This is a genomic window from Neobacillus fumarioli NBRC 102428 (assembly GCF_001591485.1).
GTDB classification, from domain to species: domain Bacteria; phylum Bacillota; class Bacilli; order Bacillales; family Cytobacillaceae; genus Neobacillus; species Neobacillus fumarioli.
In genome coordinates, this window is the sequence record NZ_BCUZ01000066.1 from 1 (window position 1) to 13,720 (window position 13,720).

Below are 13,720 nucleotides of genomic sequence, written 5' to 3' on the forward strand. Positions count from 1 at the left end.
ATATAGTTAATCGACAGTCTCAACTAAATCTTTAAAATCAGCGTCGACACCTTCTTCTTCAAGAATTCCATATACATAAAGTTTTTTTTCATCGTATAAAAAGGCAACATTGCCGAACGTCTTGTTGTTCGAATCAACAACATTCAGCACTTGAAAGTTTGGTGTCATCACTTCTGGTGCAAAATAGATCTGCATATTTTACAACTCCTTTTATTTGTCTAGCTCCATGCGCTAGCGGCTTCCGTTTTTCTATGTAAACTGCAGTTTTTCGAACAGCGACTCTTTTTGTTTGGTCGGTTCTTTCTTAGCAACCTGAATAAGAACAAGACATAGAAGTGCACAAAGTAGGGTGAGACCCGCGGTTGTCAAGAACATCCCCATTCGCGACCATTCCATTAATTTGCTAAATATCGGCGGACCGATTGCGACTCCTAAAAATCTGACCGATCCATAAAGGGAAGTGACAAATCCCCTCCGGTCAGCAGGTACCGCTCCTGTGATAAAGCTGTTAATACAGGGCAGAACGAGTCCGGTCCCAATACTGCTGACTGCAAGTACGGTAAAGAATGGTATTAATTTTTTGAAAATAATCATGGCGGCAAAAGAGGTGGTCATTAGAAGTAATCCTAAGACAATTAAAGCCTTCATCAATTTCATTCTTTTACCAATTTTACTTCCGGTAAGATAGGAGAGGGGATTTTAGGGGGAAAGGGAGGCTTTACTATTGTTAACTTACGAAAATCGGGATGATGAATCGGTTTCTGCAATTTTGAACGACGAAAAGGACTATTTGGACATTTTAAAATGGGCTTTTCGTGAATACGGTGAGGACATCATTTATGCATACAGCTTTGGTGCTGAGGGAATCGTGCTGGTTGATTTAATTCATAAAGTGAAAAAAGACGCAAAAATTATTTTTCTTGATACGGGACTGCATTTTTCGGAAACGTATGACTTAATTGAACAAGTTAAAGCTCGTTATCCTTCACTACAAATTCATTTGACAAAGCCGAAAGTATCACTTAAGGAGCAAGCGAAGTGGTATGGAGATGAGCTATGGAGATATAATCCTAATCTCTGCTGCCATATGAGAAAGGTCGTTCCGTTATAGGAAGCATTAACCGAGGCAAAAGCATGGATATCCGGGCTAAGACGTGATCAGTCACCGACAAGAAGTAAAGTCCAATACATTAATATGGATGATAAATTTCGGAAAGTAAAAATTTGCCCTCTGATCCATTGGACATGGGATGATATTTTGACATATATCAAATTAAACAATCTCCCATACAATCCTTTGCATGATAAAGGATATCCCAGCATCGGCTGCTCTGTTTGTACCCTGCCTGTGACATCACTAGGTGCTCAATTTCGCGACGGCAGGTGGGCTGGACATACGAAAACAGAGTGCGGCCTGCATCAAGCATAATGAAGTATCGCTCAGGAGGGAAAAAGACCGTGTATAAAAATATGCCACATGGCGGTACATTGATTAATCGTATCGACTTAAAAGCAGTTCAAAATTTTTCATTAAATTTTGTCGAACTGGTTCAGCTTGAATTGAGCGACCTGGAATTAATCGCTAATGGAGCCTATAGTCCGCTTGATGGATTTATGGGGAAAGCAGATTATGAATCCGTTTTAGCTGATATGAGATTTGCAAACGGTATCCCCTGTTCATTACCGATTACATTAGCTGTTACCGAGAAAAAAGCAGCAGAATTATCCATCGGTGAACAGATCCATTTAGTCCATAACGGAGGGTTATACAGAAAGGCAAGAAATGGGGAAATTCTGGAGTTTACAGGGATTTCTTCTCCCTATGAATTGCCGGTTCACCCGGAGATTGTGATCGAAACTCATAAACTGACAATCGAGCAATCGGTCAAAAAAGTCCTAACCTATTTATCCGAAAAGAAGATCCTCTAAATCCAAGAGGATCTTCTATCTTTTACGCCAATTGGCGGATAAGAAACTGATTTTTTGAAATTCGAGTTCATAAATAAAATCAATTATATTAGTAGAGAAAAATTGGCAAATTACAGCATAGCCAACAATCTTAAAATCAATCACTAATGCAGTTAATAAAAATATGAACAGGTTGATGCCCATCATGACTTTACCTGGACTCCATTTTTCATATGAAGCGATCATTAATGCTGGTATGACCATTCCCCCGCTGGAGGCACCTGCGCGGATCAGTAATCCGACACCAATGCCAAAAAAGAGCGAACCACAAACCAGATCTAACAAAATATGTACATGTGGATGAGGAATCAAGGAAGTTACGAAACTGACAGTAGTGGAAGTCGTTGCTACAGAAAGGATGGTTCGCAATGTCCAAGTAAAGCCGAAATATTTCAATGCAAACAACAAAAACATAATGTTTGCCAGCCAGAGTGAAAACCCAAGGGAAGAATGGAACCAATGATTCATTAAAATCGCAAGCCCTGCTGCTCCTCCGGAAGGAATAGAGTGTGGGAACAAAAATAAGGACATGGATAATCCTTGCAGTACAGCGCCGAATAAAAGGCAGGCGTAGGTTAATAGTATTCTTCTCATCATAAACTGAGATTTCAAAATACTATACTGATTTCATCCACATTCATTCCCCCTATAGAACTTCCTTGTCCATTTTATGAAGGTAAAAAAAGAATATGTTGAATTGTTTGAAATAGCAATTATCCAATTGGCATAATCCAGTAGAATAATTGTATAATTAGGTAAAATTATAAGTCTGGAGAGAAAGAATCCTTTTTGAATTAAGGGAGGAGAACCATCAGATGAAAAAGATAGCCCACATGACAAATGAATTAAAAGACTGGTTGACCAGTACGCTAAAAACGGGCGTGAACCCGGAGAAAATCGCGGACGCGATGATTAAAAAAGGATTTGATCCGATCTTTGCTTATTCTACCTTACTTAAATTAGTAACCAAAAGAGAGGTTCATACTATAAACCAACCCCAAGAGCCATATGTGTATGAAGCCCCAAAGGTTGTTCAAAAAGGCAATGTTATTAAGACGTCTGACAGAGAAATAAAGGTGCTAATGAAAATCGAGAAACCTTATATTCTTTTTGTCGAAAACCTCCTGAATCCAGAGGAATGTGATGAACTGATCAAGATTTCAAAACCTCGATTAACCCCTTCCGAAGTGTATGATCCTATTACAGGAGTCAAAAAAACAGTTCCGGGCAGGACAAGCTCGGGTGCGTATTTCCGCTTGCACGAAAACCCCTTGATTGCCAGTATTGAAAAACGAATCGCGGAATTTATCAATATTCCAGAAAGTCATGGGGAAGATCTTCAAGTTCTGCATTACAAAAAAGGAGAAGAATATAAATCACATTTTGATTATTTCCCTCAAAATAAACTGGAAACGGCTAAAGGAGGACAAAGAGTAGGTACCATATTAATGTATTTAAATGATGTAGAGTCCGGCGGGGAAACGATTTTTCCGAAAATTGGCCTTTCTGTCACACCAAAGAAAGGGACTGCCCTTTATTTTCATTATGGAAACAACAAGGGACAAACGGACCGTTTATCCCTTCATAGAAGTATTCCGGTCATTGCTGGGGAGAAATGGGCAGCCACCAAATGGATCCGCCAGGGAGAAATAACTGCCCGCTTCTAAATGGTTTTAAGAATGGGAATGATTGACGAATTCATTATTTTATGATATTAAATTATTTAGCACTCACCATGATAGAGTGCTAATTGTTTTAAAAGAATGAAAGGAGAGGTCTTAATGGAAACAAAACAATTTAAAGCAGAATCGAAACGATTGCTAGACATGATGATCAACTCCATTTACACTCATCGTGAAATTTTTCTGCGAGAGCTGATTTCCAACGCCAGCGATGCAATCGATAAAATTTATTATAAAGCGCTGACAGACGACACATTGACATTTGACAAAGAGAATTACTACATAAAAGTTGAAGCTGATAAAGATAAACGTCACCTGAAAATTATCGATACCGGGATCGGAATGACAAAGGATGAGCTAGAGAATAATCTTGGAACGATCGCCAAGAGCGGTTCTTTAGCCTTTAAAACCGAGAATGAGCTTAAAGATGGCTTCGATATTATTGGGCAATTCGGCGTGGGCTTTTATTCAGCCTTCATGGTGGCAGATGTTGTAACAGTTATCAGTAAAGCGCTTGGAAGCGATGAAGCTTATAAATGGGAATCAAAAGGTGCGGAAGGATATACCATTTCTCCATGTGAAAAAGATTCCGTCGGCACGGAGATTATTTTAAAGATCAAAGAGAATACAGAAGATGAAAATTATGATGAATACTTAGAAGAGTATCGTCTGAAAGCGATTATTAAGAAATACTCCGATTTCATCCGTTACCCAATTAAAATGGATGTCACGAAAAGCCGACTGAAAGAGGGTAGTGACAACGAATATGAGGAGTACAAAGAAGAAGAAACGATCAACAGCATGGTCCCGATTTGGCGGAAGAATAAAAATGAACTGAAGGATGAAGATTATAATAATTTTTACGCGGAAAAACGTTATGGCTTCGACAAGCCGCTAAAGCATATCCATATTAGCGTAGACGGAGCCGTCAGGTATAATGCAATCCTCTATATTCCTGAGAAAACGCCTTTTGATTATTACACGGCGGATTATGAAAAGGGATTGGAATTATACTCGAGCGGTGTTTTGATTATGAATAAATGTGCCGACCTATTGCCTGATTATTTCAGCTTTGTCAAAGGCATGGTGGATTCAGAGGATTTATCGCTTAATATTTCCAGGGAACTACTGCAGCATGACCGGCAATTAAAGCTGATTGCCAAAAATATCAATAAAAAGATTAAAAGTGAACTACAAAGCATGCTGAAAAATGAACGAGACAAATATGAGAAATTTTATCAGTCCTTCGGCCGGCAGTTGAAATTCGGCGTCTACAATGATTTCGGGGCGCATAAAGAGGAACTGCAGGACTTATTGATGTTCTATTCCTCTAAAGAGAAAAAGCTAGTTACTTTAGAGGAATATGTTTCTAGGATGCCGGAAGATCAAAAATATATTTATTATGCTACAGGAGAAACAAACGAACGAATCGAAAAACTGCCGCAAACCGAACTATTGTCAGATAAAGGCTATGAGATCCTCTATTTCACAGATGACATTGACGAATTTGCGATCAAAATGCTGATGAGTTATAAAGACAAAGAATTCAGATCCGCAGCAAGCGGCGACCTGGGAATTGAAGCTGATGAGGATCAGGCAGAGATCGAATCAGAACAGAAAGAAAACAAAGAGCTGTTCGATTATATGAAGACTATTCTTGATGGAAAAGTAAAAGACGTCAGAGTCTCTAAACGCTTAAAATCTCATCCTGTCTGTTTAACAACTGATGGTGCTGTCTCTATTGAAATGGAAAAAGTGCTGAACGCAATGCCTAACAGCCAAAATATCAAAGCTGATAAGATTTTGGAGATTAATGTTCATCATGATGTATTTCATTCTTTAAAAGAAGCATTTGCAAAAGATAAAGAGAAACTATCCCTGTATACAAATCTTTTGTTCAATCAGGCACTCCTAATTGAAGGACTGCCAATTGAAGACCCTGTAGAGTTTACGAATAATATTTGTAAAGTAATGGTCTAAAGTAAAAAGGTGTCAGACGCCATTTGGTGCCTGACACCTTTTTTAGTTTGGTTTGTTAACATATTTCCCAAAATCCGGAATGGCCGCCTTGTCGAATTCCTCTGACAATTTGTACAGGCCATTTGTCAACGCTTCGCCCGTCATGGGTTTGCCATGCCCGCATACAGCATAAGCCGGATTTAATGCAGCCAGTTTTTTTAAAGATTCCCATGCATTGTTCCAGTCAGTGGTATAGTATCTTGGAGGGCCGTTAATTTCTTTATCCTGCGTTAAAACTTTAAGTAACGCATCTTGTTTAACTGTTATAAAGGCATCGCCAGCGATCAGCATCCTGTCTTTCTCACGGAAAAATGAAACATGTCCAGGTGTATGACCGGGTGTATGAATCCAACGGAACTCTGGCAAATGGGGGACACTTCCGTTAGCAGGAAGCGGCTTAATATGACTTCCTAAATAAATTGGCTCATTTGGGAATAACGAAGATATTTTTGCCACCAACCCTCCCTCAACAGTCGGATCTGGTTCCGGATAGCTCTTTTTTCCTGTTAAAAAAGGGAGTTCGAACCCATGAGCATAGACTGGAATTTGCCAACGTTCAACTAATTCAAGAACGCCCCTACATGATCAAAATGACCATGAGTTAACAAGATTGCTATTGGACGACTGTCGTCGCCGAAACGTTTTTCCGCTACCCCAATAATTTCATTTGCCGAATTTGGCATACCCGCATCAATTAAAATGAATTCTTTTGTTTCTAAATTCTTGACAAAACAAATATTAACAATATGAATCGTATAGCAGTATATATCAGGAAGTACACTAATTCCAACCCCGCTTGTGATCGATGTGGTCGGAATAAATTTATAGTCACATCCATAGGACATCTCTTTATCAATTTTTAAAAACTCCTTGGAAATTATGGTTTTGCATAGTTTTCACAAAGTTTTCTAATTATTCACCATATCAATTCCTACTGTTTTGATCGAAATAGTTAAATTTTTTAGAAACATCATATTGACAAAATCCTATTGGTATAATAGGATTAATTTTATTAAACGATGAGCTTTTAAATAGGAGAGGAGGCTGATGCCTATGACCAGCAAGGTAACATATGATCATTGGAAACCCATTTCGGATACCTTTTCGGTTGATAATGACACAAAAGGTGCTTTAGCTGTTTTAGAATGGGCTTATCAGAATTATCCGGAAGACAAAATTGTATATTCCTCAAGCTTTGGCGCAGAGGCGATTTGTTTAATTGACCTAATTTATCAAGTGAAGAAAGATGTCCATATTGTTTTTCTTGATACAGATTTGCATTTTCTTGAAACTTATGAAGTAATTGATAAAATAGAAAGACGCTTTCCGGAGTTGAAAATCGAGAAGAAAAAACCAACCCTTAGTTTGGATGAACAAGCAGCTCAATATGGCTCCGCTTTGTGGAAAAGAGATCCAAACCAATGCTGCCAAATAAGAAAGGTTATTCCATTGCGGGAAACGCTCACGGCTAAAGAAGCTTGGATTTCTGGCTTGCGCAGGGAACAATCGCCTACACGCCGGAGTACAGAATTCGTTAATAGGGATGAAAAATTTCAAAATATTAAAATCTGTCCATTGATTCATTGGACATGGGATGAAGTATGGGCATACATCCGTAAAAATGATCTCCCATATAACCAATTGCATGATCATAATTATCCAAGCATCGGCTGTTTTCCATGCACGCTGCCGGTTGAAGGTGGAGGAGATTCTCGTGCCGGACGATGGGCATGGAGCGGTAAAACAGAATGCGGTTTACATGTGAAGTAAAGATTTATTAGCAAATTACCAGATTCATATAAAGAAAGGTTGAGAAAATGTCATATTTACCAAAACCACATGGTGGAAAACTCATCCAAGCATTTAATCCGGATTATGATTTAAGCAATGCAGAGAAAGAGATCGAAATTGATTCGATTGCCCTAAGTGATTTGGAGTTAATTGCTGTGGGGGTATTTAGTCCGTTAACCGGTTTTCTTGGAAAAGAGGATTATGAATCCGTTGTTACCTCTATGCGTTTAGCTGATGGCACTATTTGGTCGATACCGGTAACACTTCCCGTATCACATGAGGTGGCAGCAAAATTGACCGTCGGAGAAGAAATCAAACTAAAATTTAACAATATAGTATATGGAGTTGTTAAGGTTTCTGAGTGGTATGAACCAGACTTAACGAAAGAAGCTTTGGAAGTCTATAAAACAGATGAACTAGCACATCCGGGTGTTAGACGTCTCTTTGAAAGAGGATCGGTTTATGTGGCCGGGGAGATCGTTCTGGTGAAAAAGCCGGAAAAGGGAGTCTTTGATGATGTCTGGTTCGAGCCGAAAGAAACCCGGGAAATATTTGAAGCAAAGGGATGGAAGACGGTGGTCGGATTCCAAACAAGAAATCCAATTCACCGGGCACATGAATACATTCAAAAAGCAGCACTGGAAACGGTTGACGGACTGTTCGTTAATCCACTTGTCGGCCAAACCAAATCAGATGATATCCCCGCGGAAGTTCGCCTGAAAAGCTATCGGGTATTACTGGAAAACTATTATCCAAAAGAACGTGTTCAATTGGGCGTTCATCCTGCAGCAATGAGATATGCCGGACCAAGGGAAGCAATTTTCCATGCGATTGCACGTAAAAACTACGGCTGTACTCATTTTATTGTCGGAAGGGATCACGCAGGGGTTGGCAATTACTATGGAACATATGATGCCCAACTTATTTTCAGTGAATTTAGCGAGGAAGAGCTGGGTATTAAGCCATTATTCTTTGAACATAGCTTCTATTGCATAAAATGCGAAGGAATGGCCTCTGACAAAACTTGCCCTCACGGCAAAGAAGACAGAGTCATTCTTTCCGGTACAAAAGTAAGGGAAATGCTCCGTTCAGGTGTATTACCACCTTCTACTTTTAGCCGTAAAGAAGTAGTAGAAGTACTGATTGAAGGATTAGGGGAAAAGACAACAGTATAAGGAGAAGAAACAATGGCGAAATCAACGAATATCACCTGGCATGAAGCAACGATCTCAAAACAGGACCGCCGCATTCAAAACGGTCATGGCAGCTGTGTTCTCTGGTTTACTGGTCTTTCCGGATCAGGAAAATCCACTATTGCGAATGCAGTTTCCTATGAATTGTTTCGTCAAAGTATTAATGAATATGTACTGGATGGGGATAACATCCGCCACGGTCTAAACAAAGACCTTGGCTTTACGGAACATGATCGGTCGGAAAACATTCGGCGCATTGGAGAAGTGGCCAAACTTTTTGTTGACAGTGGAAAAATTGTCACTACCGCCTTTATTTCTCCTTTTCGCTCTGATCGTGATCAGGTGAGAGCTTTATTTGATGAGGGAGAATTTATAGAGGTGTTTATTGACTGTCCGTTAGAGGAATGCGAACGACGAGATCCGAAAAAACTTTACGAGAAGGCGCGCCGCGGTGAGATCAAAGATTTTACCGGTATTGATTCACCATATGAACCACCGGAACGGCCTGAAATTACGATTCACTCTGACCAGGTTTCTGTTGAAGAGGCAGTAAACCAAGTATTGGCTTATTTACGAGATAAACATATTCTTTAACTATAAAGAGGTATTGTCTTAGGGGAAAGGAGTAGCGTGCATGAAGGCGATTCTTTATATTGGCCACGGTACCCGTTACAAAAAAGGGGCGGAAGAGGTAAAATCCTTTATTATAAGAGTAATGGACCAAATTGATGTGCCGATTCAAGAAATCAGCTTTCTTGAACTTACATCTCCTTCTATCGAGGAAGGCTTTAGGCGCTGCATTGAGCGGGGAGCTGATGAAATCACAGTTGTACCTTTATTTCTTTTGGCTGCCGGTCATATTAAAGAAGACATTCCAAACGTTCTTTCATCCCTTAAGGAGAAATATCCGCAAGTTCAGTTGAATGTAAGAGATCCATTCGGTGTACAGGAACAAATCTTGGACGGTGTGGCTGAAATGATTATGGAGACCGCGGCTGACTTTTCAGCGCGGGATTCCATTTTAATTGTCGGAAGAGGCAGCAGTGACCAGGAAATACATAAAGCTTTTGCGGAAATTACATCAGGTATAAAAAAAAGGACTGGTGTAAAACATGTTTCCGTTTGCTACTTGGCTGCAGCAGAACCAAATTTGAAGGAGGGATTGCAGTCCATTTGTGAACAAGCTGCAAGACGGATCATTGTTGTTCCGTACCTTCTGTTTCCAGGTCTGTTATTAAATGAACTCAACCATTCTTTGCGAGTTCTTCAAAACAAAGGTCTGCCTATCATGCATACAGGTCCGCTAAGCAGGCACCGAGTCATCGAAGAGATAATCATCAGGCGGGCAACTCAAGGGTAACAGTATTTTACTGTATTTGGGTTAGATGCTAGTGGGGATTTATGGATAATGCCTTTTGAAGAATCACCTTTTGTCGAATAGAAAAGAGCATTGATGTGGAACTTATTGAATAGTGACTAAAAGATAAGGGATTTGCCAAAAATAGCAAATCCCTTTTTATCATTTAATGTCCTGATTCTACTGAATCAACATGTTTTACATGGTGGGAGTTGAACCAGATAAACAGCATGGCCAGAAGGACAAATAATGCGCCGACAAGGAATGGAATATGAGGATTAAACCATTCCGCTAATTTCCCGGCAAAGTATGGGGCAATCGCGCCGCCAATGAAACGCAGGAAGCTATATGCGGCGGAAGCTGTTGAACGTTCGATTGGAGCAGAATTCATAACGGCTGTCGTAATCAATGTATTATTATTTCCTAACACAGCGCCGGCAATAATGATCGCCGCAATAATCACCCATTGAGTATTTGTCCAAATGCCCATTGCCAGTAAAAGTAAAGCAAATAACGTTAACATCGTACACATCGATTTGATCGTTCCAAACCGTTGTTGCAGTTTTGGAGCCATGAACACGGAAGTAATTGCAAGCAAAATTCCCCACCCAAGAAAGACATAACCCAATCCAAGTTCATCCAGTCCCAAGACGAACGGTGCATAGGCAAGCAAGGTAAAGAATCCAAAGTTATATAGCGCTGCTGAGATTCCAAAAGTCAGCAAAGCACGAAATTTTAAAGCCCGGAATGGGTCCAGGATCGATTGTTTAGATTGAATAGTGATATCTGTATCTGGTTTCGGCATCAAGGCAATAAGTCCAATAAAAGCGATAACCATTAATGAAGCAACTCCAAGAAATGGACCTCTCCAAGAAATGCTGCCTAATTGGCCTCCAAGGAGCGGACCGACGGATATTCCCAACCCGACTGCTGCTTCATATAATACGATTGCTTTTGCGGTTCCGCTTTTTGACAAAGAAACAATTGCAGCTAGAGCTGTGGCCACAAACAATGCATTGCCCAAGCCCCAGCCGCCGCGCAAGCCCACTAAAACCCAAATGCCGTTGGACAATCCTCCAAGACATGAAAAAACAGCGATGATAATGATACCGGAAAGCAATGTCCATTTAATTCCCAATCTTGAAGAAATCGCTCCGGTAATTAACATTGCCACCGCCATAACAGCATTGTAGCTAGTAAATAACAGCGTTACCTGGCTTGGTGTTGCCTGTAGGTTTTTGGCAATCGCCGGCAAAATCGGATCTACAAGTCCAAGACCCATAAAGGCGATAATGCTGGCAAAGAAGACAGCCCAAACCGCTTTTGGCTGTTTCAGCAAACTTACTTTTTCCTGATGTTTTACAGCAGCATCATGTACAGTTGACGCTGCGCGTTGAAAAGAAGCCATTCCTTATTTCCCCTTTTTAAAAAAATTTCTCTCTTTGTTTATGTTCTGCTTTAAATTTACCAAAAAATAGTTGTATAACGAAACTATATAATTGTATTATACAAATATTTTCCACTGAGTCAATATGTTTTTCCAATATTATTGTATTTATCCTTAAATAAGAATGATATGGTATAGTAATATTAATTATTGATCATAAAGAGTGAGGAAGTTAGAAATATGTATGATAAGTATTTAGAAATGATCGAACTTGAATTGGCCATTCTGATTCGCCGAATTACCAATGCAACAAACAGAAAATTAATCGGTGTAATCGATCGTTCCGCCTATCTTTTGCTTCACCAAATTGCCACATATGGGGCTGCAGGAGTGAAAGCTTTAGCTTCCGAATTTCAGCTTGATATTTCTACTGTAAGCAGACAGGCTGCTGCATTGGAACAAAAGGGGTATTTATACAAAATACCCGATCCGACAGACGGAAGAGCCTATTCATTTCAAATAACAGAGTCTGGTTTGAAGGTATTAATGGAAACGAAGCAAATTAGGATGAACATTATTGAAGAAACAACAAAAGACTGGACGCCAGAGGAGCGCGAAATGCTTGGCAAGCTTTTAAGAAAATGGAATCAATCTGTAATAGGTAAATAGAAAAGCAAGTAGCGCTCTAGTCAGTAGCATCTGTATATAGGACTTTTTCGGATTTTTCAGGGAATAAATGATTATATGAAAAGTATGAAGGACAAATACACCTCCCCCTGCATATTTTGGTTAGTAACGATAGAAAGAAATGTGGAATTTCAGGGAGGGAGACTTTTTGGGAATGGATTTTGGAAAGTATGATTCAGAGTTGCAAAAATGCTTAGATGAAGCAGAAAAAATAAGGGAAAGCTTTCATCATGCCAAATTAAAGATTAAGGAGGAATATGAGGTAAGGAATTTGGTATTGAGGGATGTTAAGGGGCGTTATAAACGAATTTCTAAAGCATTTAAACGGGGGGAGGTAGACGAGGAAACCTTGCTTGTTGCAAAAAAAGATTTGCAACAAGCAGGTAACATTAAAAAGGAACTAGATCATAAGCTTCAAGAGCTAGATCGAAATGAGAAAAAACGATTAGAAAAAGTTGTAAATAAAATTCATCATCTAAAACAAAAATATGTAAAGGAAATCGCCGAAGAAAAGAAAAGATTACGCTATCAATTAATGAAGGCAAAGCATGATTTTCTGAAAAATTTAATAAAAGATAAAAATGAATACCTCCAGTCCTATTATGCCATTCGAGAAGAATATTTAGATTGGAGTGATGAAGAGTACTACCTTGAGAATAAGATGAAAAGGCTGGGACTTGAAGCGGGGTTAGATCAAGAAACGGATCAATTCGACCATTCTAAGGTGTCGGAAGTGAAAGATTTACAAGATCAGAAAGAAGTACAGGAGAGTATAGTTCAAGTCTTAATGGATGAAGAATGGCAGAAAGCCGGAGCTGTAATTACGGATGAGGAATTACAGGAAGCCCTTCTTTCCGGGAAAGTATCACAAGAATTGGAAGAAGAGTTAGAAAATGCTGTTATTAATGGATATATTTAACACGCGAAACCCCTTCATAAATGTTCAAATGAAGGGGTTTATCTATTCTTCAATCTATAATCATCTTGTTTCTTCCCAATCTGCATAATCCCCACTGCCTTGACATCCCGGGCAATCCATGGAATTAAAGTAAGCGAATTCAGTAAAAGGATAGACGGTGTAGCCCCGTCCATGACAGTCAGGACACTTGCCTTGTTCTTTCATCATGGAGACATGATGTTGATATCTTGTCTCTTTCCACCGATCAAAGGTGTTGAGAAGTCCCATTTTTTTCACCTCACTGTATAGCAATAGTATGGGGGAAAAATGGAATATTTATTCTTTTAAAGGGAATATAGTGTAAAATCAAATCCTATTTTATTATTGTTTAATAATAGTTTATGAAGAACTAGCTAATATTGTGACGAACCTGACAAAGATTTTTTTTATAGTCCAAAAATATTCGGATAATCTAGCATGTAATTTTTATACTATAAAAAGAGGTGATGTGCTCTTGGGTAAATGGAATGAACAAGCTGCCCCAAATAATAATTTGCCACCAAAAACATTAAGAACAGGGTACCTTACAGGGAATGAGGACGTTCATGAATTTTCAGAAGAATTATCAGATGGTGGCAAGCGGGATCAGTATATTAAGGACCAAGCAGAGAATTTAAAAATGAAGTAATTATGTTCTAAATAGAGGCTGACCCAAAAGGTCGATAAAATCGACTTTTT

13 protein-coding genes and 3 pseudogenes are annotated in these 13,720 nt (G+C 39.3%); 11 read left to right on the forward strand and 5 right to left on the reverse strand.

The window, feature by feature from the left end:
• Nucleotides 1-6 precede the first annotated feature (6 nt).
• Complete coding sequence (locus BFU02S_RS10530) at nt 7-195, reverse strand: hypothetical protein (RefSeq protein ID WP_066370173.1); 189 nt, start codon at nt 193-195, stop codon at nt 7-9.
• 54 nt (nt 196-249) lie between these two features.
• Nucleotides 250-690, reverse strand: a pseudogene (locus BFU02S_RS10535) (MFS transporter); the annotation flags it as partial.
• A gap of 34 nt (nt 691-724) precedes the next feature.
• Between BFU02S_RS10535 and BFU02S_RS10540 the strand changes: the two are divergent.
• Both BFU02S_RS10540 and BFU02S_RS10545 read left to right on the forward strand, forming a co-directional pair.
• Nucleotides 725-1,429 (forward strand): annotated as a pseudogene (locus BFU02S_RS10540) (phosphoadenylyl-sulfate reductase).
• 29 nt (nt 1,430-1,458) lie between these two features.
• On the forward strand, nt 1,459-1,929 hold the full coding sequence (locus tag BFU02S_RS10545; protein WP_066370175.1) for an adenylyl-sulfate kinase: 471 nt from the start codon (nt 1,459-1,461) through the stop codon (nt 1,927-1,929).
• A gap of 15 nt (nt 1,930-1,944) precedes the next feature.
• Here the strand turns inward: BFU02S_RS10545 and BFU02S_RS10550 are convergent, their stop codons facing one another.
• A complete protein-coding gene (locus tag BFU02S_RS10550) occupies nt 1,945-2,565 on the reverse strand; it encodes a YitT family protein (RefSeq protein ID WP_369690665.1) in 621 nt (206 codons plus the stop codon).
• A 218-nt stretch (nt 2,566-2,783) separates the two neighbouring features.
• Here BFU02S_RS10550 and BFU02S_RS10555 point away from each other — a divergent pair, with 218 nt between their 5' ends.
• Nucleotides 2,784-3,635, forward strand: coding sequence for a 2OG-Fe(II) oxygenase (locus BFU02S_RS10555; protein WP_066370177.1), 852 nt, complete (start codon nt 2,784-2,786; stop codon nt 3,633-3,635).
• Nucleotides 3,636-3,749: 114 nt separating this feature from the next.
• Nucleotides 3,750-5,630, forward strand: a complete 1,881-nt coding sequence (gene htpG, locus BFU02S_RS10560) for a molecular chaperone HtpG (protein ID WP_066370180.1) — start codon at nt 3,750-3,752, stop codon at nt 5,628-5,630.
• Nucleotides 5,631-5,672: 42 nt separating this feature from the next.
• On the opposite strand, the pseudogene BFU02S_RS10565 reads toward htpG, so the two are convergent.
• Nucleotides 5,673-6,526, reverse strand: a pseudogene (locus BFU02S_RS10565) (MBL fold metallo-hydrolase).
• Nucleotides 6,527-6,722: 196 nt separating this feature from the next.
• Between BFU02S_RS10565 and BFU02S_RS10570 the strand changes: the two are divergent.
• The 4 genes from BFU02S_RS10570 to BFU02S_RS10585 are packed head-to-tail and all read left to right on the forward strand — an operon-like array spanning nt 6,723 to nt 10,013.
• The gene (locus BFU02S_RS10570; RefSeq protein WP_066370186.1) at nt 6,723-7,439 is read left to right on the forward strand and encodes a phosphoadenylyl-sulfate reductase; all 717 of its coding nucleotides are present in this window, start codon (nt 6,723-6,725) and stop codon (nt 7,437-7,439) included.
• A 47-nt stretch (nt 7,440-7,486) separates the two neighbouring features.
• Nucleotides 7,487-8,635: a sulfate adenylyltransferase gene (sat, locus tag BFU02S_RS10575; protein WP_066370193.1), complete on the forward strand. Its 1,149-nt coding sequence runs from the start codon at nt 7,487-7,489 to the stop codon at nt 8,633-8,635.
• 12 nt (nt 8,636-8,647) lie between these two features.
• Nucleotides 8,648-9,247, forward strand: coding sequence for an adenylyl-sulfate kinase (cysC, locus tag BFU02S_RS10580; protein WP_066370195.1), 600 nt, complete (start codon nt 8,648-8,650; stop codon nt 9,245-9,247).
• A gap of 40 nt (nt 9,248-9,287) precedes the next feature.
• A complete protein-coding gene (locus tag BFU02S_RS10585) occupies nt 9,288-10,013 on the forward strand; it encodes a sirohydrochlorin chelatase (protein WP_066370197.1) in 726 nt (241 codons plus the stop codon).
• A gap of 163 nt (nt 10,014-10,176) precedes the next feature.
• Here BFU02S_RS10585 and BFU02S_RS10590 read toward each other — a convergent pair whose 3' ends face one another.
• Complete coding sequence (locus BFU02S_RS10590; RefSeq protein ID WP_066370199.1) at nt 10,177-11,418, reverse strand: MFS transporter; 1,242 nt, start codon at nt 11,416-11,418, stop codon at nt 10,177-10,179.
• A gap of 219 nt (nt 11,419-11,637) precedes the next feature.
• Here BFU02S_RS10590 and BFU02S_RS10595 point away from each other — a divergent pair, with 219 nt between their 5' ends.
• The 3 genes from BFU02S_RS10595 to BFU02S_RS17005 all read left to right on the forward strand — a co-directional run bounded on the left by BFU02S_RS10595 (nt 11,638) and on the right by BFU02S_RS17005 (nt 13,670).
• The gene (locus BFU02S_RS10595; protein WP_066370200.1) at nt 11,638-12,066 is read left to right on the forward strand and encodes a MarR family winged helix-turn-helix transcriptional regulator; all 429 of its coding nucleotides are present in this window, start codon (nt 11,638-11,640) and stop codon (nt 12,064-12,066) included.
• Nucleotides 12,067-12,232: 166 nt separating this feature from the next.
• Nucleotides 12,233-13,003 carry a hypothetical protein gene (locus BFU02S_RS10600; protein ID WP_066370203.1) on the forward strand — a complete coding sequence of 257 codons (771 nt, stop codon included), beginning with the start codon at nt 12,233-12,235 and terminating at the stop codon, nt 13,001-13,003.
• Nucleotides 13,004-13,496: 493 nt separating this feature from the next.
• A complete protein-coding gene (locus BFU02S_RS17005) occupies nt 13,497-13,670 on the forward strand; it encodes a hypothetical protein (protein ID WP_169797591.1) in 174 nt (57 codons plus the stop codon).
• The last annotated feature ends 50 nt before the right edge of the window (nt 13,671-13,720 follow it).